The organism is Streptomyces sp. NPDC051320, assembly GCF_040682175.1.
GTDB lineage: Bacteria > Actinomycetota > Actinomycetes > Streptomycetales > Streptomycetaceae > Streptomyces.
Genome location: NZ_JBFBAL010000015.1, coordinates 1 through 23455, shown reverse-complemented (window position 1 = coordinate 23455; position 23455 = coordinate 1). Strand labels below are relative to the sequence as shown.

Below are 23455 nucleotides of genomic sequence, written 5' to 3'. Positions count from 1 at the left end.
GGCTCCTTGCCGTCCGGGGGGATGGATAAGGTGGAGGCATCCCTATCGGCTGTGGACCCAGGAGCGGACCATGAACGTTGTGACCCCGGTTGGCGGCGACAGCGTGGCGGCCTACTCCTGGCCGGTCGTCCTCGACTCCCTGCTCGGCGGAACCGACCAGAGCGCGGACGCCACCGCCTGGGCGATGGACCGCATCATGAGCGGAGAGGCGACCGACGCGCAGATCGCGGGCTTCGCGGTGGCGCTGCGGGCCAAGGGCGAGACGGTCGCGGAGATCAGCGGTCTGGTGCAGAGCATGTACGAGCACGCCCGTCTGATCGAGGTGCCCGGGGACACCGTGGACATCGTCGGCACCGGTGGCGACGGTGCCAGGACGGTGAACATCTCCACGATGTCGGCGATCGTGGTGGCCGGCGCCGGAGCGAAGGTCGTCAAGCACGGGAACCGGGCGGCCTCGTCGGCGAGCGGCGCGTCCGATGTGCTGGAGAAGCTCGGCGTCAATCTGGAGCTGACCCCGCAACGGGTGGCCGAGGTCGCCGACGAGGCCGGCATCACCATGTGTTTCGCGGTGAAGTTCCATCCCGCCCTGCGCTATGTGGCGGCGGCCCGGCGTGAGTTGGGCATCCGCACCACGTTCAACGTGCTGGGCCCGCTCACCAACCCGGCGAGGGTGAGAGCGCAGGCGACCGGGGTCGCCGACGCCCGGATGGCACCCATCATGGCCGGCGTGCTGGCCGAGCGCGGTTCGTCCGCGCTGGTGTTCCGGGGGGACGACGGGCTCGACGAGCTGACCACCACGGCCACCTCACGGGTGTGGATCGTGGCGGACGGTGCGGTCCGCGAAGAGGTCTTCGATCCCCGCGACGTGGGCATCGGGCTGGTTCCGGTGGAGGCACTGCGCGGTGCCGACGCCTCGTACAACGCCGACGTCGCCCGTCGGCTGCTGGCCGGTGAAACCGGACCGGTGCGCGATGCGGTGCTGCTCAACTCCGCGGCGGCGCTGGTCGCGCTGCGGCCGGGCACCGGCTCGCTGACCGAGCAGATCGCGGCCGGGATCGAGCGCGCCGCGGAGTCGGTGGACTCGGGAGCGGCGCGCAGCGCGCTGGACAGATGGGTCGCGGCGAGCAACGCCTGACACCTCCGCGGCACCCGGTGTGACGTACGGCGCGGTCCGGGATCCGGACCGCGCCTTGCGTATCCCGCATCTTGTGGCAAGCTACTTGCCAGGTCATGAGTGACAGCGACTACGGCCCCAGCCCGCTGTCCGGCAACCCTCCGTCCGTGGCGGGGTGCCCTGGGTGAAGACCGGGCCGCGACGGCACAGTCCGCGGCAAGCGCGGATCCCTCGCCAGGGATCCTGGTCACCGAGGGAGTTCTTCCGTGGTTCAGCGAATGCGATAGGGCAGTAGCCCCCTTCTCCGCACACCCCTTTCCGCACTGTCCAGCGCTGCCCCGATGCGCGGCGCGCCCAGTGAATTCGCCTGCCCTTTCCGGGAGTTCGCCATGTCTGTTGCCACCGTTGCCTTCGCCTCCGCCGCTGCCGCCGATGCTTGTGCGGGTGCCCCGCTGCCGGTCCTCGGGCGGGACGTTTCGGTGCCGCTCGTCACCGGCGGCGAGGTCGGCTACGCCGCGCTCGACTACGCGGCCAGCGCCCCGGCCCTGCAGCGGGTCTGGGACGACGTGGCCGCCTACGCGCCGTACTACGGCAGCGTGCACCGCGGCGCCGGCTACCTGTCGCAGCTCTCCACGGACCTCTTCGAGAACAGTCGGTCCACCATCGCCGCGTTTCTCGGCTGCCGCGAGGATCATCAGGTCGTTTTCACCCGGTCGACCACCGACTCCCTCAACCTGCTGGCCGCGGCGCTGCCGGCCGGCTGTGAGGTCTTCGTCTTCGAGACCGAGCACCACGCCTCGCTGCTGCCCTGGCGCGACGCCACCGTCACCTACCTGGACGCACCGCGCACTCCGCGGCAGGCCGTCGAGACCCTGGAGCGCGCCCTCGCGGTCCGTGACGCCGCCGGTCCGGCTCTGGTGTGCGTGACCGGGGCCTCGAACGTCACCGGTGAGCTGTGGCCGGTGGCGGAGCTGGCCGCCACCGCCCACGCGCACGGCGCGCGGATCGTGCTGGACGCCGCGCAGCTCGCCCCGCACCACCCGGTGGACATCGTGGCTCTCGACGTCGACTGGGTCGCCTTCTCCGGGCACAAGCTCTACGCGCCCTTCGGCTCCGGTGTCCTGGCGGGCCGCTCCGACTGGTTGCAGGACGCGGAGCCGTATCTGGCCGGCGGCGGTGCCTCCCGCCAGGTGAGCAGGCGCGCCGACGGCGGCGTGGACGTCGAGTGGCACAGCACGGCCGCCCGGCACGAGGCCGGCTCGCCCAACGTCATCGGGGCGTACTCCATCGCTGCCGCCTGCAAGGCGCTCACCGAGGCCGGTTTCGACTCGCTGGTCGAGCGGGAGCAGGCGCTGATCGCCAAGGTCCGCGCCGGCCTCGCCGAGGTGGACGCGGTGCGGGTGCTCTCGCTCTTCGGTGACGAGGCTCCACGCGTCGGCGTCATCTCGTTCGTGGTGGAGGGCTGGAACAGCTCGCACTTCGCCGCCGCGCTCTCGGCCGAATACGGCATCGGGGTGCGGGACGGCCTCTTCTGCGCCCACCCGCTGGTGCGCACCCTGCTCGGCGGCGACCCGCAGGACCAGGGTGAGTGCGGCGCGCCCGAGGGCGAGCCGGGCGGGGCCTCGCTCAACGCCATCCGGGTGAGCTTCGGCGCCGGTACACCGGACGAGCACGTGGAGCGTTTCGTCACCGCGGTCAAGGAGCTGGTGCGGGACGGCGCCCGCTGGAACTACCGCACCGAGAACGGCCGTTGCGTGCCGGCCGTGTGATGCCGGGGCCATCCCCGGCCGGCCGCGAGGCCGGGGCGCCGGCGGGTGGCGCCCTACGCGTCGAGCCCGATGGCGAAAGCCGCTTCCAGGTCGTGCTGCGAGTACGTACGGAACGCCACGTGGGTGTCGGTGGCCTCGACGCCGGGGATCTTGCTGATCCGGCCGGGGATGATGTCCGCGAGGTCGTCGTGCCGGGCCACCCGGACCAGCGCGATCAGGTCGTACGTGCCGGTGACGGAGTAGACCTCGCTGACGTTCTCCAGCGAAGCGAGTGATTCGGCGATCTCGGGGATCCGGTCCACGCTGGTCTTGATGAGCACGATCGCGGTGATCACGGCTTACGTTCTCCCTCGGTGGCCGTCGCTGGGGCCCTCACTCTAGTCGCACGCCAGTACCGCGCCGTGGCGTAGAGGAAGCCGAGCGAGAACCCCGCCAGATGTGCCGTGTAGGCGACCCCGGGGCCGGTCCCGTGCTGCTGCCGGGCGGCCAGCCACTGCAGGGCGAACCAGAAGACCAGCACGATCCAGGCGGGGAAGCGCAGTGGCAGGAACAGCAGGAACGGGAAGATGCTGGTGACCCGGGCCTTCGGGAAGAGGCTCAGGAAGGCGCCGAGCACCGCCGAGATCGCGCCGGACGCACCGACCAGGGACTGATCGGACGAGGTGTGCGTCAGCGCGTAGGCGCCCAGGGCGGCATAGCCGCCGGCCAGATAGAAGACCGCGAAGTGCAGCCGGCCCATCCGCTCCTCGGCCATCGCACCGAAGACGTACAGGAACAGCATGTTGCCGAGCAGATGCACCCAGCCGGCATGGACGAACAGCGCGGTGAGCGGGGTGAGCAGGGCCGACCCGGTGCCGCTCATCAGTTCGGTGGGAACGACTCCCCAGCGTTCGAAATAGGCGCTCTGGGCGGCGAGGAGATCGTCGCCCGTGCCGTAACCGGTGTTGAACCCCGAGGCCGGGCCGATGAGGAAGATCAGGCAGCAGAGGCCGATCAGGCCGTAGGTCACCACCGGGCCGTCGAACGCTTCCCACCGCTTGCGCATGGACCGAGCATGGCCCAACGGGGGCGAATGGGGCAGAGTGCCTCGCCGGAGCCCCGAGGGGTCGACCGGCCGCCTCCGGGGGTGAGTGCAAGGCCGTAGGGTTGCGGGGAGAACATCCGCAGTTCGATGACGCACCGCGACCCAGGCACACGAACGAAGAGGACGGCATTATGACGACGGTTCCCATGCCGACCGCCGGCACCCGGTGGCGTTGCACGCTCTGTGGCAATCTCACCCGATTCGATGTGACCCGCTCGTCGAAGGTTGTCGAGTACATGCATCTCGACCTGGCCGGTGAGCCGAAGGTCGAAGAACGCGAGGTGGTCAGTGAGAGCATCGAGTCGGTGCGCTGCCGCTGGTGCAACGCGGTGGACCAGATCGAGCTGGTGGACAGGCCGGGCGGCGGCTCCTGAGGGAGTCCGCCGAAGAGCGACAGTGGGGTGACGGATCGTGGAGCCTGCAAGCGGCACGGAGCCGGCCGGTGGGGCCGGCGACGCCGCCGAGGCGCTCGACCGTCCGCTGCCGGAAGGGGTGCGGCGCCGGGTCGTCGCGCTGGTGTCCGACGCGTTCGGGGGGCTGACGGTCGCCGAGCTCCCCGCGCAGCTCCGGCAGTACGCCCGGTTCACGCCGACCCGGCGGGCCAAGTTCGCGGGCACCGCGATGGCGGCCGCGCTGGAGAGCGATCCGCTGTTCCGCCAGCGCATCGGTGAGCGGCTGAAGGAGTCCCAGGCCGAGCTGGCCGGGGCGCTGGAGGCCGGTTCGCCGCCCGCCGCCGCGGACCCCGTCGATGTGGCCGCCGCCGCTTATGTGCTGCGCCCGGTGGGCTGGGTGAAGCTGGTCGCCGCCGCGGGCGAGGAGGCTCAGCGGGCCGACGCCGAGCGGGCGGGCGATGCCGCCAGGCGGGACATGGAGCGGCTGCGCGAGGAACTCGCCGAGGCGCGGGCGCATACGAAGACCGAGAACGAGCGGCTGCGTACGGAGCTGGACACGGCCCGCAAGGAAGCGGAGTCGCTGCACCGCAAGCTGCGCAGTGCGCAGAGCGACGTCAAGCGCGGTGAGGCCGCACTGCGCCGTACGCGGTCCGAGATCGAAGCCATCAAGTCCGACGCGGCGGCCAGGGTGGCGGCCGCGGAGAGCGAGTCGCGCCGGCTGAAGGCGCGGCTCGGTGAGGCCGAGGCGGCGGCCGAGGCCGGCCGCCGCGCCGTACGCGAAGGGCGCTCGGTCGAGGACATGCGGCTGCGGCTGCTGCTCGACACGGTGCTCGAGGCCGCCCAGGGACTGCGCCGCGAACTCGCCCTGCCCCCCGCGTCACTTCGGCCCGCTGACTCCGTCGACGCGGTGGAACCCGGCCGGATGTCTCCCAAGGACGTCGCGGCCAGGGCGCTTTCGGACACCGACCCGGCGCTGCTCGACCAGTTGCTCTCGCTGCCGCAGGCGCATCTGGTGGTGGACGGCTACAACGTCACCAAGACCGGCTATCCGCAGATGCCGCTGGAGAAGCAGCGGCTGCGCCTGCTCGGTGGTCTCTCGATGCTCGCCGCCCAGACGGGCGCCGAGATGACCTGTGTCTTCGACGGTGCGGAGCTGGCGGCGCCGGTGCTGCTCGCGCCGCCGCGCGGGGTGCGGGTGCTGTTCAGCAAGCCGGGTGTCACCGCGGACGAGCTGATCCGTCAGCTGGTGCGCGCGGAGCCCTCGGGGCGTCCGGTGGTGGTGGTCTCCACCGACCGTGAAGTGGCGGACGGGGTGGCCAGGTCCGGAGCGAGACCGGTCGCGTCCGTCTTGTTGCTGAAGCGGCTTTCGCGCGTCTAGTAACTGCTGTGCGTCTTGCCCGACTTCGGGAGATGCGAGAGCGAGCAGAGGGTCAAGTCCCCATCACTGCGCGTGTAATATATGTAAAGAAACCACTGGCGACCGTAATTTTTGCCATCAGCATTTGGACTGATCACAAGAAGGTCACTAAGGTCAGGCCTCGAACCTTCGCGCGGTTGATCACTCATCCGGGGTGTCAGCGGAGGAACCGCCGAGGACCACGTGGCCCGTCATGTGGTCGGCGGCTCGAGGAAGAAGGAGCTCGCCTTCGTGGCGTCCCACCGTCGTCCCAAGCAGCCGAGCCGCACTCGCGTGACCGTGCTCACCGCAACCGCTGCCGCAGCCGTGGTCCTGTCCTCCCAGGCCGCGCACGCCGATCCGAAGCCGACCAAGAGCGAGGTCAAGGCCAAGGTCGACAAGCTCAATCAGGACGTGGAGAAGGCCACCGAGCATTACGACGGGGCCAAGGAGCAGCAGCAGAAGCTCAAGAAGGAGGTCGACGACCTCCAGGACAACGTCGCTCGGGGTCAGCAGGACCTCAACAAGCTGCGGGACCAGCTCGGTTCGCTGGCGAGCGCCCAGTACCGCTCGGGCGGCATCGACCCCTCCGTACAGCTCTTCCTCTCGTCGGACCCCGACAACTTTCTTGACAAGGCCACCGCGCAGGACCAGCTGAGCAGTCAGCAGGCCGACGCGATCAAGAAGATCCAGGCCAAGCAGCGGTCGCTCGCGCAGCAGCGTCTCGAGGCCCAGGACAAGCTCAAGGACCTGTCCGCGACCCGTAAGAAGCTCGGCGACAACAAGAAGCAGGTCCAGAGCAAGCTGGCAGCCGCCAACAAGCTGCTCAACAGCCTCACCGCCGCCGAGCGCGCCGCGCTGCAAGCCGACGACGCTCGCGCCAACCGCGCCAGCGACCGTGCGAACCTCGGCAACGCGCTCCCCGCGTCGGCCCGCGGCGGCGCCGCTCTCACCGCGGCGAAGACACAGCTGGGAAAGCCGTACGTCTACGGCGCCACCGGCCCCAACTCCTTCGACTGCTCCGGCCTGACCTCCTGGGCCTACGCGCAGGCCGGCGTCAGTCTGCCGCGCACCTCGCAGGCCCAGGCCAACGCGGGCACCCGGATCTACTCGTCGAGTGCGCTCAAGCCCGGCGACCTGGTCATCTTCTACGGCGACATGCACCATGTCGCTCTCTACGCGGGCAACGGCATGGTGCTGCACGCCCCGCGGACCGGCACGAACGTGCGGTACGAATCGATGGGCGACATGCCCTTCCAGTTCGGCGTCCGTATCTGATCCGGTCCGGCCCACGCCGTGGTGCCGCCCATTCGGGCGAATTCCCGCGCCGCACGCTGACCCTCCGCCCCGCCGGTGACCTTGTGGTCTCCGGCGGGGCGTCACTTTGTGTGGCTGATGGGCGTTTTGGCCGGTGCGTGGTCGTCCGGCTACCCTCCGTCGATGCAGTTCCCGGCAACGGGTCCGCCCATCGGGGCGGGCAGGGGCTGCGCGCAGCGGAAGGAGCGCGGCTGCTGTGGCGTCCCATCGCCGTCCCACCCAGTCCGGGCCCACCCGGACTGCCCGGGTCACTGTTCTGTCCGCCGCACTGGCCACAGCGGCGGCGGCGCTGGCGGCTGCCCCGGCGGATGCCGAGCCGGGGGCGACGGTCACCTCCAAGGCCGCACGCAGCACGGTGGACGGGCTGTTCGAGCAGGCGGAGCAGGCCACCGAGCTGTACGACAAGGCCACCGAGCGTGCGGGCCTGCTGCGCGCCCGGCTCACCCGGACCCAGGACGGCATCGCCCGCGACCAGCAGCGTCTCAACCGGCTGCGCGGTGCACTGGGCGCACTGGCCGGTGCGCAGTACCGGGCCGGGGCCATCGACCCGTCGCTCGCCCTGCTGCTCTCCTCGGACCCCGACTCGTACCTCGACAGGGCCGCGACGCTGGAGCAGGCCGGCGTTCTTCAAGCCGGTGATCTGCGCCAGGTCCAGCAGGCCCAGCGTGCGCTGGCGCAGCAGCGCGCCGACGCCCACCACGACCTCGACGAGCTGGGCCGGACCCGCACCGAAGTCGCCCGCCACAAGCGGAACGTCCAGGGCAAGCTCGACCGGGCGCGCGAGCTGCTGAAGACGCTGCCCACGGCGCAGCGCGCCGTCTACGACCGGGCCTCGCGCTCGGGCGGCGACGAGCTGCCTCCGCTGGGCGCTCTGCCGGTCTCCGGCCGGGCCGCCGCCGCTGTGCTGGCGGCCCGTGGGGCTGTCGGCCGGCCGTACGTCTGGGGTGCCAACGGGCCGCACGGCTTCGACTGCTCGGGGCTGATGCAGTGGGCCTACGCGCAGGCGGGCGTCGCGCTGCCCCGCACCTCGCAGGAACAGCGGTACGCCGGGCGCCGGATCCCGCTGTCCCAGGCCAGACCCGGCGACCTGGTGGTGTACCGCAGTGACGCCGGCCATGTCGGGATGTACATGGGCAACGGCCAGGTGGTGCACGCTCCGTATCCGGGCGCGCGGGTGCGCTACGACCCGGTCGACATGATGCCGATCTCCTCGGTGACACGCGTCTGAGAGCGGCGGGCCCGGGCCACGTACGATCGTCGGCGTGGCAGGCCGGCGATGTGCGAGGCGACGAAGGCGGGCGGCGGGGTGCTGCCTGGCCGTGCTGCTGCTCGCGTCCGGGTGCGCGGCGCCCGCGACGACCGGCGTCGCGGACCGCGGCATCCGACAGACCCTCGAGCGCCGGGCCGCCGCTGTCCTCGGCCATGACGAGAGCGGATACCTCTCGGTGACCGACCCCCGGGCGACGGAACTGCGGGGCGCGCAGCGCAAGGAGTTCGAGAACCTCGCCGCGGTGCCGCTGCGGTCCTGGACGTACCGGCTCGGCCAGGTGCGCCGCCGGGGCGCGCTGGCCACGGCCGAGGTCGAACTCCGGTACCGGATCGCCGGTTACGACAGCGTCCCGGTGACCGCGGCCCGCCGGATGGAACTGGCCGAACACGGTGGCCGCTGGTATCTCACCGCCGACAGTCCGGGCCGGGGCGCCGGGCAGCAGTTGTGGCAGCAGGGCAAGGTCGAGGTCGTCAAGGGCCGGCACAGCCTGGTGCTGGGCGTGAACCGGCCCACCGCGCTGCTGCGTCAGGTGGCGTCCGTGGCCGACCGCGCGGTCCCCGAGGTCGAATCGGTCTGGCACGGTCTGTGGGCGGGGCGGGCGGTGCTGCTCGTACCGTCGTCGCTGAACTCGATGGCAGCGCTCCTCGGCTCGCCGCCCGCCTCCTATCGGGGCATCGCGGCGGTCACCACCGGGGAGGCGGGTGGCTCGGGCACGGCCCCGGCGGACCGGGTGATCATCAATCCCGCCGCCTACGCGATCCTCGGCGACCTGGGAAAGCGCGTGGTCATCACGCACGAGACCACCCACGTCGCCACCCGCGCCCAAACCTCACCGGGCACCCCGCTGTGGCTGTCGGAGGGGTTCGCGGACTGGCTGGGATACCGGGACACCGGCACCGGCGCGCCGGAGGCGGCCCCGGAGCTCCAGCAGGCGGTGCGCGACGGCGACCTGCCCGCCACGCTGCCCACCGACGAGGACTTCGGCTTCGGGGGGAGCGCCGACACCCTCGCGCGGGCCTACGAGGGCGGCTGGCTGGCATGCAGGCTGATCGCGGAGAAATGGGGTGAGCGGAAGCTCACGGACTTCTACCGCGCGGTCGGCACCCACGGCCGCCTCGACGGCGCTGTCGAGGCGGCCGTGAACGACGTGCTCGCCACGACACCGGAGGACTTCACCGCGCAGTGGCGCGCGTACCTCAGGGCACAACTGGGCTGACCGGCCGGGCGGCAGCGGGCCACCGCCGTTCGGTACTGTCGGCGGCGATGCACAAGACCCTGATCGTGACCAATGACTTCCCGCCGCGCCCCGGCGGGATCCAGGCGTTCCTGCACAACATGGCGCTGCGGCTGGACCCCGGGCAGCTCGTCGTCTACGCCTCCACCTGGAAGCGTGGCGGCGAGGGCGCCGAGGCGACCGCCGCGTTCGACGCGGAGCAGCCCTTCACCGTGGTACGCGACCGGACCACGATGCTGCTGCCGACGCCGCGGGTCACCGCGACAGCGACCCGGCTGCTGCGTGAACACGGCTGCGGCTCCGTGTGGTTCGGAGCGGCCGCCCCGCTCGGCCTGATGGGACCGGCGCTGCGCAGGGCAGGCGCCGAGCGGCTGGTGGCGACCACCCACGGTCACGAGGCCGGCTGGGCGCAGCTGCCCGCTTCACGGCAGTTGCTGCGCCGGATCGGCGAGGGCACGGACACCCTGACGTATCTGGGCGAGTACACCCGCTCGCGCATCGCGGCCGCGCTGACACCGGCCGCCGCGGCGCGCATGGTGCAACTGCCGCCGGGCGTCGACGAGAAGACCTTCCACCCCGCGTCGGGCGGCGACGCGGTGCGCGCGAGACTCGGGCTCACCGAGCGGCCCGTGGTGGTCTGTGTCTCCCGTCTGGTGCCGCGCAAGGGCCAGGACACCCTGATCCGCGCGATGCCCCGGATCCTGCGGCGACTGCCCGACGCGGTGCTGCTGATCGTCGGCGGCGGACCGTACGCCGGTGCGCTGAGAGAGCTGGCCGCCGAGACCGGCGTAGCGGACTCGGTGCGCTTCACCGGGCCGGTCCCGTGGGGGGAACTGCCCGCCCACTACGGCGCGGGTGACGTCTTCGCCATGCCGTGCCGTACCCGCCGGGGTGGGCTCGATGTCGAGGGGCTCGGCATCGTCTACCTGGAGGCGTCGGCCACCGGTCTGCCCGTCGTCGCCGGCGACTCGGGCGGCGCACCCGACGCGGTGCTCGACGGGGAGACCGGCTGGGTGGTCCGGGGCGGTTCCGCCGAGGACACCGCGGACCGGACCGTGACGCTGCTCCAGGATCCGGAGCTGCGGCGGCGGATGGGGGAGCGGGGCCGGACCTGGGTCGAGGAGAAGTGGCGCTGGGACCTGCTCGCGGAAAAACTCCGGACGCTGCTGTGACGATCGGCCCGTACTCACGGGTGAACGCGTGAGGGGCCCGCGCCTGGGCGCGGGCCCCTCACCGGTACGGCGCGGACTCAGCCGCGGTAGATCGCCTCGATATCGTCCGCGAAGTCCTTGGCCACCACATTGCGCTTCAGCTTCAGCGACGGCGTGATGTGCCCCGCCTCCTCGGTGAACTGTGATGGCAGCACCCGGAACTTGCGGACCGACTCGGCCTTGGAGACAGCGGCGTTGCCGTCGTCCACCGCCCGCTGGATCTCGGCGATCAGTTCGGCATCGTCGCGCAGGCTCGCCGCGTCGGCGCCCGCCGGTTTGCCGTGCTCGGCGGCCCAGCGCGCCAGGAACTCGTCGTCCAGGGTGACCAGTGCACCGACGAACGGCCGCCCGTCACCGACCACCATGCACTCCGCGACCAGGGCGTGCGCCCGGATCCGGTCCTCTATCACCGCGGGGGCGACGTTCTTGCCACCGGCGGTGACGATGATCTCCTTCTTGCGGCCGGTGATCGCCAGATAGCCGTCCTCGTCGAGGGTGCCGATGTCGCCGGTGTGGAACCAGCCGTCGGCCAGCGCCTCCGCGGTCGCGCCGGGGTTGTTCCAGTACCCGCTGAACAGGTGCTCACCGTGCAGCAGCACCTCGCCGTCGTCCGCGATCCGGACCACCGAACCGGGCAGCGGCTGGCCGACCGTACCGATCTTCTGGCGGTCCCACGGGTTGAAGGCGGTCGCCGCGCAGGACTCGGTGAGGCCGTAGCCCTCCAGCACCGTGAAGCCGATGCCCCGGTAGAAGTGGCCGAGGCGCTCGCCCAGCGGAGCGCCGCCGGAGATGGCGTACTCACCGCGGCCACCGAGCACTGCCCGCAGCTTGCTGTAGACCAGCCGGTCGAAGACCTTGTGTTTGAACTTCAGCCCGACGGACGGACCCTGCGGGGTGCCGAGCGCGCGGCTGTAGGCGATCGCGGTGTCCGCGGCCTTGTCGAAGACCTTGCCCTTGCCGTCGGCCTGCGCCTTGGCGCGCGCCGAGTTGTAGACCTTCTCGAAGACGCGCGGCACACCGAGGATCAACGTCGGCCGGAATGCGGCCAGTTCATCGGTGAGGTTCTTGATGTCCGGTACGCAGCCGATCTTGATCGGCGCCATCACGGAGGCCACCTCGACCAGTCGGCCGAAGACGTGCGCGGCGGGCAGGAAGAGCAGCACGGAGCACTCGCCGGTGCGGAACAGCGGCCTCAGCCGCTCGACGATGTTTCCGCACTCGGCGAAGAAGCTGCGATGGGTCAGCACACAACCCTTGGGGCGGCCGGTGGTTCCCGAGGTGTAGACGATGGTGGCCGGATCGTCGGCCGTCGCCCGGGAGCTGAGCTCGTCCACGGTGGCGTCCGGGACCCCGGAACCACCGGTCCGCAGATCGACGACGGCTCCCCGGTCGATCTGCCAGACGTGCTTCAGCGTGGGCAGCGCGTGCCGTACCGTCTCGATGGCGGCGCTGTGCGCGTCGTTCTCCACGATCACCGCGACCGCACCGGAGTCGCCGAGGATCCACTGCACCTGCTCGGCCGAGCTGGTCTCGTAGACCGGCACGGTGATCGCACCGGCGCTCCAGATCGCGAAGTCCAGCTGGATCCACTCGTAGCGGGTCCGGGACATCAGAGCGACGCGGTCGCCGGGCTGGACGCCCGCGGCGATCAGCCCCTTGGCCGCGTCGCGCACCTCGGCGAGGAACTGGGTGGCGGTGACGTCGGTCCAGACCCCCGCCACTTTGCGGCTCATGACCGCGACATCGGGATGCTGAGCGGCGTTGCGGCGGATGAGATCCGTCAGATTGCCGTCCGAAGGGACCTCGTACAGAGCCGGAAGGCTGAACTCGCGCAAGACTGCTGCTCCTCTGGTCGACATCGCTGCCGCCACGACTTGACCTGACTGCCCGGACGTTACCCATGAGTAAGCCGTTCCCGATAGGGGGGTCCGGTCAGATGTTCCATGCGTCACACGACACGGGCGTACTTGGCGCAGACTAGTCCACGGATGTCGGGACCCGACGGAAATGGCTGGTCCGGCCACCCCTATCCAGTCCGGCATCCGGCGTCCTAGGGTGATCGTCATGCGTGTGCATGTGATCAGCGACGTTCATGGCAACACCGAGGGGCTGGCGAGAGCGGGCGAGGGCGCCGATGCGCTGGTCTGCCTCGGTGACCTCGTGCTCTTCCTCGACTACGCCGATCACTCGCGGGGCATCTTCCCCGAGCTCTTCGGCGTCGAGAACGCGGACCGCATCGTGGCGCTGCGTACCGCCAGGCGCTTCGAGGAGGCGCATGAACTGGGACGCACACTCTGGGCAGGGATGGACCGGGACGCCGCGATCCTGTCCGCGGTGCGCAAGCAGTACGCCGCGATGTTCGCGGCTTTCCCCACTCCGACGTACGCCACCTACGGCAATGTGGACGTCCCGCCGCTCTGGGCGGAGTACGCCGAACCGGGTACCACCGTCCTCGACGGGGAGCGGGTGGAGATCGGCGGGCGGGTCTTCGGCTTCGTCGGCGGCGGCCTGCGGACTCCGATGAGGACCCCCTACGAGATCGGCGACGAGGAGTTCGCCGCCAAGATCGAGGCGCTGGGCGAGGTCGACGTGCTCTGCTCGCACATCCCGCCCGAGGTTCCCGAGCTGGTGTACGACACGGTGGCCCGTCGTTTCGAGCGCGGCAGCCGCGCCCTGCTCGCCGCGATCCGGCGCACCCGGCCCCGGTACTCCCTCTTCGGCCACGTCCACCAGCCGCTGTCCCGGCGGGTCCGCATCGGTTCCACGGAGTGCGTCAACGTCGGGCACTTCGCATCCACCTCCCGGCCCTTCGCCCTGGAGTGGTAGTGGCGGTCGGCGCCCCGGTGCACACGCGATAACCTTCACAGCGCATGCACACCGGATCCCGCACTGGAGGAGCCACGGCGATGGCTGAACACACCAGCTCGAGCATCACGATCGAGGCCGCACCGGCCGACGTCATGGGCGTGATCGCCGACTTCGCCCGCTACCCGGAGTGGACCGGTGAGGTGAAGGAGGCCGAGGTGCTCTCCACCGACGCCGAGAACCGCGCCGAACGGGTCCGCCTGGTCCTCGACGCCGGAGCGATCAAGGACGATCACACCCTCGAGTACACCTGGACCGGCGCGAACCAGGTCAGCTGGACGCTGGTGAAGTCCCAGATGCTGCGTGACCTCGACGGTTCGTACACCCTCGTCCCGGCCGGCGCCGGTACCGAGGTCACCTACCGGCTGACCGTCGACGTGAAGATCCCGATGCTCGGGATGATCAAGCGCAAGGCCGAGAAGGTCATCATCGACCGTGCGCTGGCCGGTCTGAAGAAGCGCGTCGAGTCCGGTGCCGCGGCGTCCGACGCCGCCTCGCTGTCCAAGGACTGACGCCGCGATGCGTACGGTCCTCGTCACCGGCCTCGGCGGCGCGGGCCGCACCACCGTCGCGGCGGCGACCGCACTCGCGCACGCCCGCGGCGGCGAGCGCGTACTGCTGCTCACCACCGACCGGGACCCCGGGGAGATCCTGCCTGCCCTCGGCGATGACGGACCGGAGGGCGAGAACGGGCTGCGCGGTGAGAACGGGCTACGGGTCGAGCGGATCGACTCGGCGGCCCACTTCCGCAGCGAGCTGCTGGCCTTCCAGGAACGCAGCACCGCCGCCCTGGACCTGCTCGGCGCTGCCCGACTCGACGAGGAAGAGCTGACGGAGCTGCCGGGCGCCGAGCAGTTCGCCCTGCTGCACGCGCTGCGCGGCATCGACAGCGCCGAGTGGGACCTGGTCGTCGTCGACCTGCCGCCCGTCCAGGAGGCACTGGCGGTCCTCGCCCTGCCGCAGCAGTTGCGCCGCTACCTGCGGCGGCTGCTGCCGCCCGAGCGGCAGGCCGCCCGCGCACTGCGACCGGTGCTCGCCCAGCTCGCCGGCGTACCGATGCCCGCGCCGTGGCTGTACGCGACCGCTGCCCGCTGGGAGGGTGAACTCGCCGCCGTTCAGGCCAGGATCGAGGATCCCTCCACCACGCTGCGGCTGGTCGTCGAACCGGGGCCCGCCGCGACCCGTGCCCTGGGTACCGCACGGACCGGAGTCGCCCTGCACGGCCACCGCCTCGACCTGGTGGTGGCCAACCGGATGTTGCCCACCGGTTCGCCGGACCCCTGGCTCGGCTCGCTGGCGGCCGAGCAGCAGGCCCACCTGAAGGAACTCTCCGGGGCGTTCGACGCGGTGCTGGAACTGCCGCATCTCGGCCGCGCCCCGCGCACCGCCGACGACCTCGCACCGCTGGCACCGCCGGCTGCACGCTCCGATGAGCCGCCCGCGGCCGCCCCGGCCTGGCGTGTCGAGGACCGGCTGGCCGAGAACGATGTCCTGGTCTGGCACCTGCCGCTGCCCGGCGCGGCCAAGGAGGACCTCGGGCTGATCCGCCGGGGCGACGAACTCCTGCTCACGGTGGGCCCGTTCCGCAGGACCGTCACCCTGCCGTCGGTGCTGCGCCGCTGCACGGTGGACGGGGCCGGGCTGGCCGACGGTGTCCTGAGCATACGGTTCACGCCGGATCCCGGTCTGTGGCCGCGGACCAGGTGAACGCGGTATGCCCGTTCGGGTAACGTCGTGAGTACGCATCGCAGCCCTCACCGGCTGCCCCGCCCGTCCCGTCGCAGGAGTCCGTCATGAGCGAAGCCACCGAGCAGCCCGCAACCGACTCGGACGCCTGGGCGAAGGCGTGCGCCGAGGATCTGGCGGCGGAGCAGGCCCGTCGCCGCGCGGAGCACGGGACACCCCCGGGCTCCGCGGCCGACGAACTGCGCAAGCTGGTCGACGCGGTCTCCGAGAAGGTCTCCGAGTTCCAGTCCTCGCTGCCCGGAATGGCGGCGCAGGGGGCCGTCCAGCAGTTCCTGAGCCAGGCCAGGGCCGTCGTCGAGCCGGTCGTCGAACGCAACCCCGACGTCTTCGACCACCTGGCCGCGGCCGGCGGCGAACTCCTCGCCGCCTACCGCTCCGCGGTGCAGAACCACGAGCAGCGCTGGACCGGAGCCGGTGACACCCGGCGGACCGGCGACCCGAAGCGGACCGGGAACGACCGGCCCGGGGACCCGGACGCGAAGAAGGACAACGGCGACGAAGGCCCCGGACCTGCCGAGCGCATCGACCTGGACTGACAGGCCACCGCCGGCCCTCGGGTACGGTTGGCCGTAGCGGGGCTCGACCGAAAACTGAGGGACTAATGGGACTCACCATCGGCGTCGACATCGGCGGCACGAAGATCGCGGCTGGAGTGGTCGACGAAGAGGGCGCCATTCTCGATGTGCACAAGGTGCCCACCCCGCCGACCGCCGAAGGCATCGTCGACGCGATCTGCTCGGCAGTCTCCGAGGCCGGCAAGGGGCACGACATCGAGGCCGTCGGCATCGGCGCGGCCGGTTACGTGGACGACAAGCGCGCGACCGTCCTCTTCGCGCCCAACATCAACTGGCGGCACGAGCCGTTGAAGGACAAGGTCGAGCAGCGGGTCGGCATGCCGGTCGTCGTCGAGAACGACGCCAACGCGGCGGCCTGGGGCGAATACAGGTTCGGCGCGGGCCAGGGGCACGACGACGTCATCTGCATCACCCTGGGCACCGGCCTCGGCGGCGGCATCATCATCGGCAACAAGCTGCGCCGTGGCCGTTTCGGGGTGGCCGCCGAGTTCGGCCACATCCGGGTCGTGCCGGACGGACTGCTGTGCGGCTGCGGCAGCCAGGGATGCTGGGAGCAGTACGCATCCGGGCGGGCGCTCGTCAGGTACGCGCGGCAGCGGGCCAACGCCACCCCCGAGAACGCGGTGATCCTGCTCGGTCTCGGCGATGGCACGCCCGAGGGCATCCAGGGCAAGCACATCAGTGCCGCGGCCCGCCAGGGCTGTCCGGTGGCGGTCGACTCGTTCCGTGAACTGGCCCGCTGGGCAGGTGCCGGTCTTGCCGATCTGGCCTCGCTCTTCGACCCGTCGGCGTTCATCGTCGGCGGCGGGGTCTCGGACGAGGGCGAGCTGGTCCTCGACCCCATCCGGAAGTCCTTCCGCCGCTGGCTGATCGGCGGTGCCTGGCGACCGCACGCCCAGGTGCTCGCGGCCCAACTGGGCGGCGAGGCCGGTCTGGTGGGCGCCGCGGACCTGGCCCGCCAGGGCTGACTCGTACGACGTGTGCGCCCGCTGTTCCCCCGGGGAGCGGCGGGCGCAGCTGTGTGCCGGGCCGGGGCGGCAGCGTCGTAGGGTGGCGGCCATGGCGATCACTACGCTGCCCGAATCCCGTACGGAGAGCGGCTCGGCCGTGATTCGGGTGCTCAGCTACAACATCCGCTCGATGCGCGACGACCGCGAGGCGCTGGCCCGGGTGATCCGCGCCTGTGCGCCGGACCTGGTTCTCATCCAGGAGGCCCCGCGGTTCTTCCGCTGGCGCAAGGCCGCGGCCTGGCTGGCCTCGCACACCGACCTGGTGGTGCTGAGCGGCGGGGCCACCGCGGCGGGGCCGCTGCTGCTCTGCTCCCTGCGTGCCACGGTGGAACGCACCCAGGACGTCCTGCTGCCGCGCACCCCGGGTCTGCACCGGCGGGGCCTCGCCACCGCGGTGGTCCGGATCGGAGGCGCCAGGATCGGGGTGCTCAGCTGCCACCTGAGCCTTCAGCCCGACGAGCGCGACAGGCAGGCCGGTCTGCTGCTGGACCGTCTCGACGCGCTGGACGTCCCGCACGCGATCGTGGCCGGCGATCTCAACGACCGCCCCGGCGGCCGGGCCTTCCGCCGCCTGGCCGGGGCGCTGCAGGACTGCTGGGCGGTGAAACCGTGGGGCGGCGAACACACCTTCCCGGCCGGCCGCCCGCAGCGGCGCATCGATGCCGTCTTCACCACGGCCGGGGTCGAGGTGTTGGGCTGCGGGGTGCCACTGACTGTGCCCCCGGCCGATCTTTCGGCCGCCTCGGACCACTTGCCCGTACTGGCCGCGCTGCGGGTACCGGCGTCCGTCACCCCTCAGCACGGCACCGGACGTACGACGGAGGACGGCTCGAGCCCCTCCTGACACCGCTCCCGGTACTAGACCACCGCGCCCCGCCCGGGGTCATCCTCGCCGTCGTCTTCCGAGCCCATCCGCGCCACGAGTGTCGCGAACCCGCCCACGAACCCGCCGATGCCCAGCGTCGTCAGCCACCATGTCATGTCCCAGCCGAGCAGCACCGCGATCAGCAGCAGCACGGGGCCGCCCACCGCGGCGAGCCAGGCGAACTTGGCCGTGACGTCGGCCTCCGGGAGGTCCGGGTCCGGTGGTACGAAGTGGCCCTCGTCCGCCTCGCCCAGGTCGTCGTCCTTCGGCTCGTCGACGCTGTAGTCGCGCGGCCCGCCGATGCCCGGGGCGAAGACGACCGAACTGCCCAGCGGCCTGCCGGTCCCGGTGTCGGCTTCCGCAGCCGGGTCCTGCTCGGCCGGATCGGACGCCCCGGCGTTGACCTCGTCATCGAGCAGCGCCAGATCCTCGACCGACTTGAACGGCTTCGCGCCGACCGGGTCCGTGGGCTGCTCGCCGTAGGCCGCGACGATCGCCGCCCAGGCCGCTTCTTCGTCGATCGGCTGCGGTTCGCGCTCCGCCTCGTTCTCAGCCACCGGTGGTGCTCCCCTTCATCCCGACGTTCGGAGCGAGGCGGCCGATGAACGCGTGACTCTTCTCGAAGATCCGCTCCGCATCGTGGTCCAACGTCGCCACGTGGTAGCTCTGTTCCAGCAGGATCTCCTCGATGTCCGTCGACGAGACACGGCTGAGGATGCGCGCCGAGTCGGCCGGCGGGACCACATGGTCCTGCGGGCTGTGCAGCAGCAGCATCGGCTGGGTCACCTGAGGCAGATCGTGGTCGACGAGCCGGAAGAAGCTGCGCAGCGAATGGGCGGAGTGCAGCGGCACCCGGTCGTATCCGATCTCCGCCGAGCCCTCCTTGGCGATGTCGCTGGCGATCCCCTTGGTCGTACGCACCAGATGGCGGACCACGGGCAGGGCGTGCGCGGCGACGCCGTGCATCTTGTTCGCCGGATTGACCAGGACCAGGCCGGTGACCGCATCGCCGTGCTTGGCGGCCAGTCGCAATGCGAGCGCGCCGCCCATCGAGAGGCCGAAGACGAAGACCCGGTGGCACCGGTCGAGCAGCACCCGCAGCTCCTTGTCGACCTCTGCGTACCAGTCCTGCCAGCCGGTGACCTGCATGTCCTGCCAGCGGGTGCCGTGCCCCGGCAGCAGCGGCAGTGACACCGTCAGCCCGCACTCCACCAGGTACTCGGCCCAGGGGCGCAGCGACTGCGGCGATCCGGTGAAGCCATGGCAGAGGAGGACGCCGACATCCCCGCCCTCGTGGCGGTACGGCTCTGCTCCAGGAAGCACCGGCACCGGGGACTCCTGTTCGTGGGGTCTCGAATTCGTCAGGTCTCGGAAGGTGTACTTCACCGTACGCGACCGGACCGACACCGACCAGGGCCGCACCGACACCGACCAGGGCCGCACCGACACCGGCCAGGGCCGTCACCGACGCCGGCCAGGGATGAGAACGATAAGCTCGTACGACAGTCACAGGAAGGTACCCGAGTTGATCTATGGCGCAATGAAGTTCGCCATCGGGGGATCGCTGAAGGTCGCCTTCAGGCCCTGGGTGGAGGGCCTCGAGAACATCCCGGCCGAGGGCCCCGCGATCCTGGCCAGTAACCATCTCTCCTTCTCGGACTCGTTCTTCCTGCCCGCGGTGCTGGACCGCAAGGTCACCTTCATCGCCAAAGCCGAGTACTTCACGTCGCCTGGGGTGAAGGGCAAGCTGACCGCGGCCTTCTTCAAGGGCGTAGGTCAGCTGCCGGTGGACCGCTCGGGCAGCCGCGGGGCCGGCGAGGCGGCCGTCAAGAGCGGAGTGGACGTCCTCGCGCGCGGTGAGCTGTTCGGTATCTACCCGGAGGGCACTCGCTCGCCCGACGGCCGTCTCTACCGGGGCAAACCCGGCGGACTGGCCCGGGTGGCGCTCGCCTCGGGGGCGCCGGTCATCCCGGTCGCGATGATCGACACCGAAAAGATCCAGCCCCCGGGTCAGGTGATGCCCAAGCTCATGCGCCCGGGCATCAGGATCGGCAAGCCGCTCGACTTCAGCCGGTACCACGGTATGGAGGGTGATCGCTTCATCCTGCGGTCGGTGACCGACGAGGTCATGTACGAGATCATGAAGCTCTCCGGCCAGGAGTACGTCGACATCTACGCGACCGCCGCCAAGCGACAGATCGCCGAACGGGACAAGGCCGAGAAGGCCGAGCGGTCCGAGAAAGCAGCGAAGGCCGAGAAGGCGGCGGATGAGGCGGAAGGCTCCGGCGGCTAGCCGGGCCGTCAGTTCGGGGGTGGGGAAGCGGGGGTGGGAAGCATGGTGAAGGAGCGGCGCGAGCGCGCCGTACGGATGTCGGTGGAGCAGCCGCTGTGGCGCGCCCTGACCGGATACCGCGTACTGACCATGGTGTACGCGATCCTGCTCTTCGGTTTCGCGTACCAGAGGTTCCACCGCCCCTGGGTGGCCGTCGGCTACCTCGCGGTGCTGACCGGCTGGACACTCGCCACGATTCCCCGGGTGGCCAACGCGGCCAGTTGCACCAAGCGCTTCCTCTGCGCCGACCTCACCGTCGCCCTCGCCGGCATCCTGCTCACCCCGGTCGCGGACTCGCACAGCCGGGTCATGCACGGTGCGACGACACTGCCGTCCATCTGGACGGCGGGCTCCGTGATCGCCTTCGCCATCAAGGGCGGCTGGCGGTGGGCGGCGTTCGCCTCCTCCCTGGTGGCCGTCGCTGACCTCGTCGAGCGTGGCTCGCCGACCCGGGACACCGTGCACAACGTGCTGCTGGTCTGGATCGCTTCCATCGCCATCGGTTACATCGTGGAGGTGGCCCGCGCCTCCGAGCGCACCCTTGCGCGTGCCCTGGAGATCGAGGCGGCGACCCGGGAACGCGAGCGGCTGGCCCGCGGCATCCACGACAGCGTGTTGCAGGTTCTCGCCATGGTGCAGCGGCGCGGCGCCGAACTGGGCGGTGCATCGGCCGAGCTGGGCCGGATGGCGGGGGAGCAGGAGATCGCCCTGCGCACCCTGGTCTCCAGCGGACTCGTGCCCGCCCAGCGGGGACGCGGCGAGGCGGCCGGCGGGCCGTTCGGCGAGCCCTGCGACGAGCCGTTCGCGGAGGACCAGCCGCTATCGGCTGGCCCGTGCGACCTGCGTACGCTGCTCGCGCCCTTCGCCGGTCCGAGGGTGAGCTTCGCGGAACCCGGTGCGCCGGTGCTGCTGGCAGCCGCGGTGGCGAACGAGCTGACGGCCGCTGTCAGTGCCGCCCTGGACAATGTGCGCAGACACGCGGGGCAGAATGCACAGGCCTGGGTCCTGGTGGAGGACGAGCCCGCCGAGGTGACCGTGACCGTGCGGGACGACGGCCCGGGCATCCCGCCGGGGCGGCTCGCGGTGGCCGAGGGAGAGGGCCGCCTCGGCGTTGCCCAGTCGATCCGCGGCCGGCTGCGGGATCTGGGTGGCCGCGCCGAACTGGTCTCGGTGCCCGGCCAGGGCACGGAAGTAGAACTGACGGTTCCCCGGGGGAAAGCAGTACGGACATGAAGGCAGTACGGACATGAAGGCAGTACGGACATGAACGAGCAGCCGACGGTCAAGGTGATGGTGGTCGACGACCACCCGATGTGGCGGGACGCGGTCGCCCGGGATCTGGCCGCCGCCGGCTTCGATGTGGTCGCTACCGCGGGCGACGGCCCGCAGGCGGTGCGCCGCGCCCGCGCCGTCACCCCCGACGTGCTGGTCCTCGACCTCAACCTGCCCGGTATGCCGGGCGTTCAGGTCTGCAAGGAGCTCGTCGGGGCGGACCCGAAGCTGCGGGTCCTGGTGCTCTCCGCGAGCGGCGAGCACGTCGACGTACTCGAAGCGGTGAAGTCCGGAGCCACCGGCTACCTGCTGAAGTCGGCCAGTACCCGGGAGCTGACCGAAGCGGTGCGCAGCACCGCGGTCGGTGACCCGGTCTTCACCCCCGGCCTGGCCGGACTGGTGCTCGGTGAGTACCGCAGGCTCGCCTCCGACCCCGCCCCGGCGGCCTCCGACGAACCCGGGGCCCCGCAGCTCACCGAGCGCGAGACCGAGGTGCTCCGGCTGGTCGCCAAGGGACTGAGCTACAAACAGATCGCCGAACGCCTGGTCATCTCGCACCGGACCGTCCAGAACCACGTACAGAACACCCTCGGCAAGCTCCAGCTGCACAACCGGGTCGAGCTCGTCAGATACGCCATAGAGCGCGGCCTGGACGACGCCTGACGGACTCAACGCGTCGTCCTCCGCCGGGAATTGACCGTACGCACTATCCCTTGGTGACCTGGGTCACCGTAGCGTGGTCGGCAGGGCTTCTTCCACTGCGAAGGGACGTGCTTCCATGCGGGTCGGAGTACTGACCGGGGGCGGCGACTGCCCCGGTCTCAACGCGGTCATCAGGGCGGTCGTCCGCAAGGGCGTGCAGGAGTACGGCTACGAGTTCACCGGATTCAAGGACGGCTGGCGCGGCCCCCTGGAGGGCGACACCGTCAGGCTCGACATTCCCGCGGTGCGCGGCATCCTGCCCCGGGGCGGCACCGTCCTCGGGTCGTCGCGGACCAACCCCTTCCAGGTCGAGAACGGCGTCCGCCGGGTCAAGGAGAACCTCGCCGCCTACGAGGTCGACGCGCTGATCGTGATCGGCGGTGAGGACACCCTGGGCGTGGCCGGCCGTCTCTGGGACGAGTACGGAGTCCCCTGTGTCGGCGTGCCGAAGACCATCGACAACGACCTCTCGGCCACCGACTACACCTTCGGCTTCGACACCGCCGTCGGCATCGCCACCGAAGCCATCGACCGCCTGCACACCACCGCGGAATCGCACATGCGGGTGCTGGTCGTCGAGGTGATGGGCCGGCACGCCGGCTGGATAGCGCTGCACTCCGGCCTGGCCGGTGGCGCCAACGTCATCCTCATCCCCGAGCAGCGCTTCGACGTCGACCAGGTCTGCTCCTGGGTCACCTCCCGTTTCAAGGCGTCCTACGCCCCCATCGTGGTTGTCGCGGAGGGCGCGATGCCGAAGGACGGCGACGCCGTACTGAAGGACGGCACCCTCGACTCGTTCGGGCACGCGCGCCTCTCCGGGGTGGGTGAATGGCTCGCCACGGAGATCGAGAAACGCACCGGCAAGGAGGCCCGCACGACGGTTCTCGGCCACGTCCAGCGGGGCGGCACCCCCAGCGCGTTCGACCGCTGGCTGGCCACCAGGTTCGGACTGCACGCGATCGACGCGGTACGGGAGGGGGACTTCGGGGCGATGGTGGCGCTGCGGGGGACAGACATCGTGCGGGTGCCGATCGCGGTCGCGACCGCGGAACTGAAGACGGTGGATCCGGGGCTGTACGCGGAGGTCGGCGTGTTCTTCGGCTGACCCGGAGGTTGGGGGCCGGGGTGGGGGGGGGGGGGGCCGGCCCCCCCCCCCCCCCCCCCCCCCCCCCCCCCCCCCCCCCCCGCGGGGGGGGGGGGGGGGGGGGGGGGGTGGGGGGGGGGCGCGGGGGGGGGGGGTGCACCGGGGGGGCCCGGGGGCGCCCCCCCCCCCCCCCCCGCGGGTCCGGCAGGCCGTCGAT

General features: G+C 71.2%; 23 protein-coding genes and 1 riboswitch. Of the genes, 18 read left to right on the top strand and 5 right to left on the bottom strand.

What is annotated here, in order from left to right; genetic code table 11:
• The first annotated feature begins 70 nt into the window (after window positions 1-70).
• Complete coding sequence (gene trpD / locus AB0M87_RS27780; RefSeq protein WP_365857639.1) at window positions 71-1135, top strand: anthranilate phosphoribosyltransferase; 1065 nt, start codon at window positions 71-73, stop codon at window positions 1133-1135.
• 91 nt (window positions 1136-1226) lie between these two features.
• Window positions 1227-1343, top strand: a riboswitch (SAM riboswitch).
• A 160-nt stretch (window positions 1344-1503) separates the two neighbouring features.
• Window positions 1504-2883: an aminotransferase class V-fold PLP-dependent enzyme gene (locus tag AB0M87_RS27775; protein ID WP_365857637.1), complete on the top strand. Its 1380-nt coding sequence runs from the start codon at window positions 1504-1506 to the stop codon at window positions 2881-2883.
• A gap of 53 nt (window positions 2884-2936) precedes the next feature.
• Here AB0M87_RS27775 and AB0M87_RS27770 read toward each other — a convergent pair whose 3' ends face one another.
• Window positions 2937-3218, bottom strand: coding sequence for an Lrp/AsnC ligand binding domain-containing protein (locus AB0M87_RS27770; RefSeq protein WP_365857635.1), 282 nt, complete (start codon window positions 3216-3218; stop codon window positions 2937-2939).
• A complete protein-coding gene (locus tag AB0M87_RS27765; protein ID WP_365857633.1) occupies window positions 3215-3928 on the bottom strand; it encodes a rhomboid family intramembrane serine protease in 714 nt (237 codons plus the stop codon). Before AB0M87_RS27765 ends, AB0M87_RS27770 begins: the two co-directional genes overlap by 4 nt.
• Before the next feature lie 170 nt (window positions 3929-4098).
• Here AB0M87_RS27765 and AB0M87_RS27760 point away from each other — a divergent pair, with 170 nt between their 5' ends.
• From AB0M87_RS27760 to AB0M87_RS27735, 6 genes are all read left to right on the top strand, one after another.
• Window positions 4099-4341, top strand: a complete 243-nt coding sequence (locus AB0M87_RS27760; RefSeq protein WP_365857631.1) for a hypothetical protein — start codon at window positions 4099-4101, stop codon at window positions 4339-4341.
• 34 nt (window positions 4342-4375) lie between these two features.
• The gene (locus AB0M87_RS27755) at window positions 4376-5737 is read left to right on the top strand and encodes an NYN domain-containing protein (protein ID WP_365857832.1); all 1362 of its coding nucleotides are present in this window, start codon (window positions 4376-4378) and stop codon (window positions 5735-5737) included.
• A gap of 270 nt (window positions 5738-6007) precedes the next feature.
• A complete protein-coding gene (locus tag AB0M87_RS27750) occupies window positions 6008-7033 on the top strand; it encodes an NlpC/P60 family protein (protein WP_365857831.1) in 1026 nt (341 codons plus the stop codon).
• A 235-nt stretch (window positions 7034-7268) separates the two neighbouring features.
• On the top strand, window positions 7269-8300 hold the full coding sequence (locus tag AB0M87_RS27745) for a C40 family peptidase (protein ID WP_365857629.1): 1032 nt from the start codon (window positions 7269-7271) through the stop codon (window positions 8298-8300).
• A 34-nt stretch (window positions 8301-8334) separates the two neighbouring features.
• Window positions 8335-9558, top strand: a complete 1224-nt coding sequence (locus AB0M87_RS27740; protein ID WP_365857627.1) for a hypothetical protein — start codon at window positions 8335-8337, stop codon at window positions 9556-9558.
• A 47-nt stretch (window positions 9559-9605) separates the two neighbouring features.
• Window positions 9606-10748 carry a glycosyltransferase family 4 protein gene (locus AB0M87_RS27735; protein ID WP_365857624.1) on the top strand — a complete coding sequence of 381 codons (1143 nt, stop codon included), beginning with the start codon at window positions 9606-9608 and terminating at the stop codon, window positions 10746-10748.
• Window positions 10749-10825: 77 nt separating this feature from the next.
• Here AB0M87_RS27735 and AB0M87_RS27730 read toward each other — a convergent pair whose 3' ends face one another.
• Window positions 10826-12622, bottom strand: a complete 1797-nt coding sequence (locus AB0M87_RS27730; RefSeq protein ID WP_365857622.1) for an AMP-binding protein — start codon at window positions 12620-12622, stop codon at window positions 10826-10828.
• 229 nt (window positions 12623-12851) lie between these two features.
• On the opposite strand from AB0M87_RS27730, the gene AB0M87_RS27725 reads away from it, so the two are divergent.
• The 6 genes from AB0M87_RS27725 to AB0M87_RS27700 all read left to right on the top strand — a co-directional run bounded on the left by AB0M87_RS27725 (window position 12852) and on the right by AB0M87_RS27700 (window position 17827).
• Entirely contained in the window at window positions 12852-13613 is a 762-nt protein-coding gene (locus tag AB0M87_RS27725; protein ID WP_365857620.1) for a metallophosphoesterase, read from the top strand.
• Window positions 13614-13693: 80 nt separating this feature from the next.
• Entirely contained in the window at window positions 13694-14164 is a 471-nt protein-coding gene (locus tag AB0M87_RS27720) for an SRPBCC family protein (RefSeq protein WP_365857618.1), read from the top strand.
• Window positions 14165-14171: 7 nt separating this feature from the next.
• Window positions 14172-15359, top strand: coding sequence for an ArsA-related P-loop ATPase (locus AB0M87_RS27715; protein ID WP_365857616.1), 1188 nt, complete (start codon window positions 14172-14174; stop codon window positions 15357-15359).
• A gap of 86 nt (window positions 15360-15445) precedes the next feature.
• Window positions 15446-15934, top strand: coding sequence for a DUF5304 domain-containing protein (locus AB0M87_RS27710; protein ID WP_365857614.1), 489 nt, complete (start codon window positions 15446-15448; stop codon window positions 15932-15934).
• 65 nt (window positions 15935-15999) lie between these two features.
• Window positions 16000-16941, top strand: coding sequence for an ROK family glucokinase (locus AB0M87_RS27705; RefSeq protein ID WP_365857612.1), 942 nt, complete (start codon window positions 16000-16002; stop codon window positions 16939-16941).
• Window positions 16942-17032: 91 nt separating this feature from the next.
• A complete protein-coding gene (locus tag AB0M87_RS27700) occupies window positions 17033-17827 on the top strand; it encodes an endonuclease/exonuclease/phosphatase family protein (RefSeq protein ID WP_365857610.1) in 795 nt (264 codons plus the stop codon).
• Between the two features lie 14 nt (window positions 17828-17841).
• On the opposite strand, the gene AB0M87_RS27695 is transcribed toward AB0M87_RS27700, so the two are convergent.
• Entirely contained in the window at window positions 17842-18405 is a 564-nt protein-coding gene (locus tag AB0M87_RS27695) for a hypothetical protein (protein WP_365857608.1), read from the bottom strand.
• Window positions 18398-19177, bottom strand: coding sequence for an alpha/beta fold hydrolase (locus AB0M87_RS27690; RefSeq protein ID WP_365857606.1), 780 nt, complete (start codon window positions 19175-19177; stop codon window positions 18398-18400). Before AB0M87_RS27690 ends, AB0M87_RS27695 begins: the two co-directional genes overlap by 8 nt.
• Before the next feature lie 196 nt (window positions 19178-19373).
• Between AB0M87_RS27690 and AB0M87_RS27685 the strand changes: the two genes are divergently transcribed.
• From AB0M87_RS27685 to AB0M87_RS27670, 4 genes are all read left to right on the top strand, one after another.
• Window positions 19374-20141, top strand: a complete 768-nt coding sequence (locus tag AB0M87_RS27685) for a lysophospholipid acyltransferase family protein (RefSeq protein ID WP_365857604.1) — start codon at window positions 19374-19376, stop codon at window positions 20139-20141.
• Window positions 20142-20183: 42 nt separating this feature from the next.
• On the top strand, window positions 20184-21413 hold the full coding sequence (locus tag AB0M87_RS27680) for a DUF5931 domain-containing protein (RefSeq protein WP_365857829.1): 1230 nt from the start codon (window positions 20184-20186) through the stop codon (window positions 21411-21413).
• Between the two features lie 30 nt (window positions 21414-21443).
• A complete protein-coding gene (locus AB0M87_RS27675) occupies window positions 21444-22115 on the top strand; it encodes a response regulator transcription factor (RefSeq protein ID WP_365857602.1) in 672 nt (223 codons plus the stop codon).
• A gap of 115 nt (window positions 22116-22230) precedes the next feature.
• On the top strand, window positions 22231-23259 hold the full coding sequence (locus tag AB0M87_RS27670) for a 6-phosphofructokinase (RefSeq protein WP_365857600.1): 1029 nt from the start codon (window positions 22231-22233) through the stop codon (window positions 23257-23259).
• Window positions 23260-23455 lie beyond the last annotated feature (196 nt).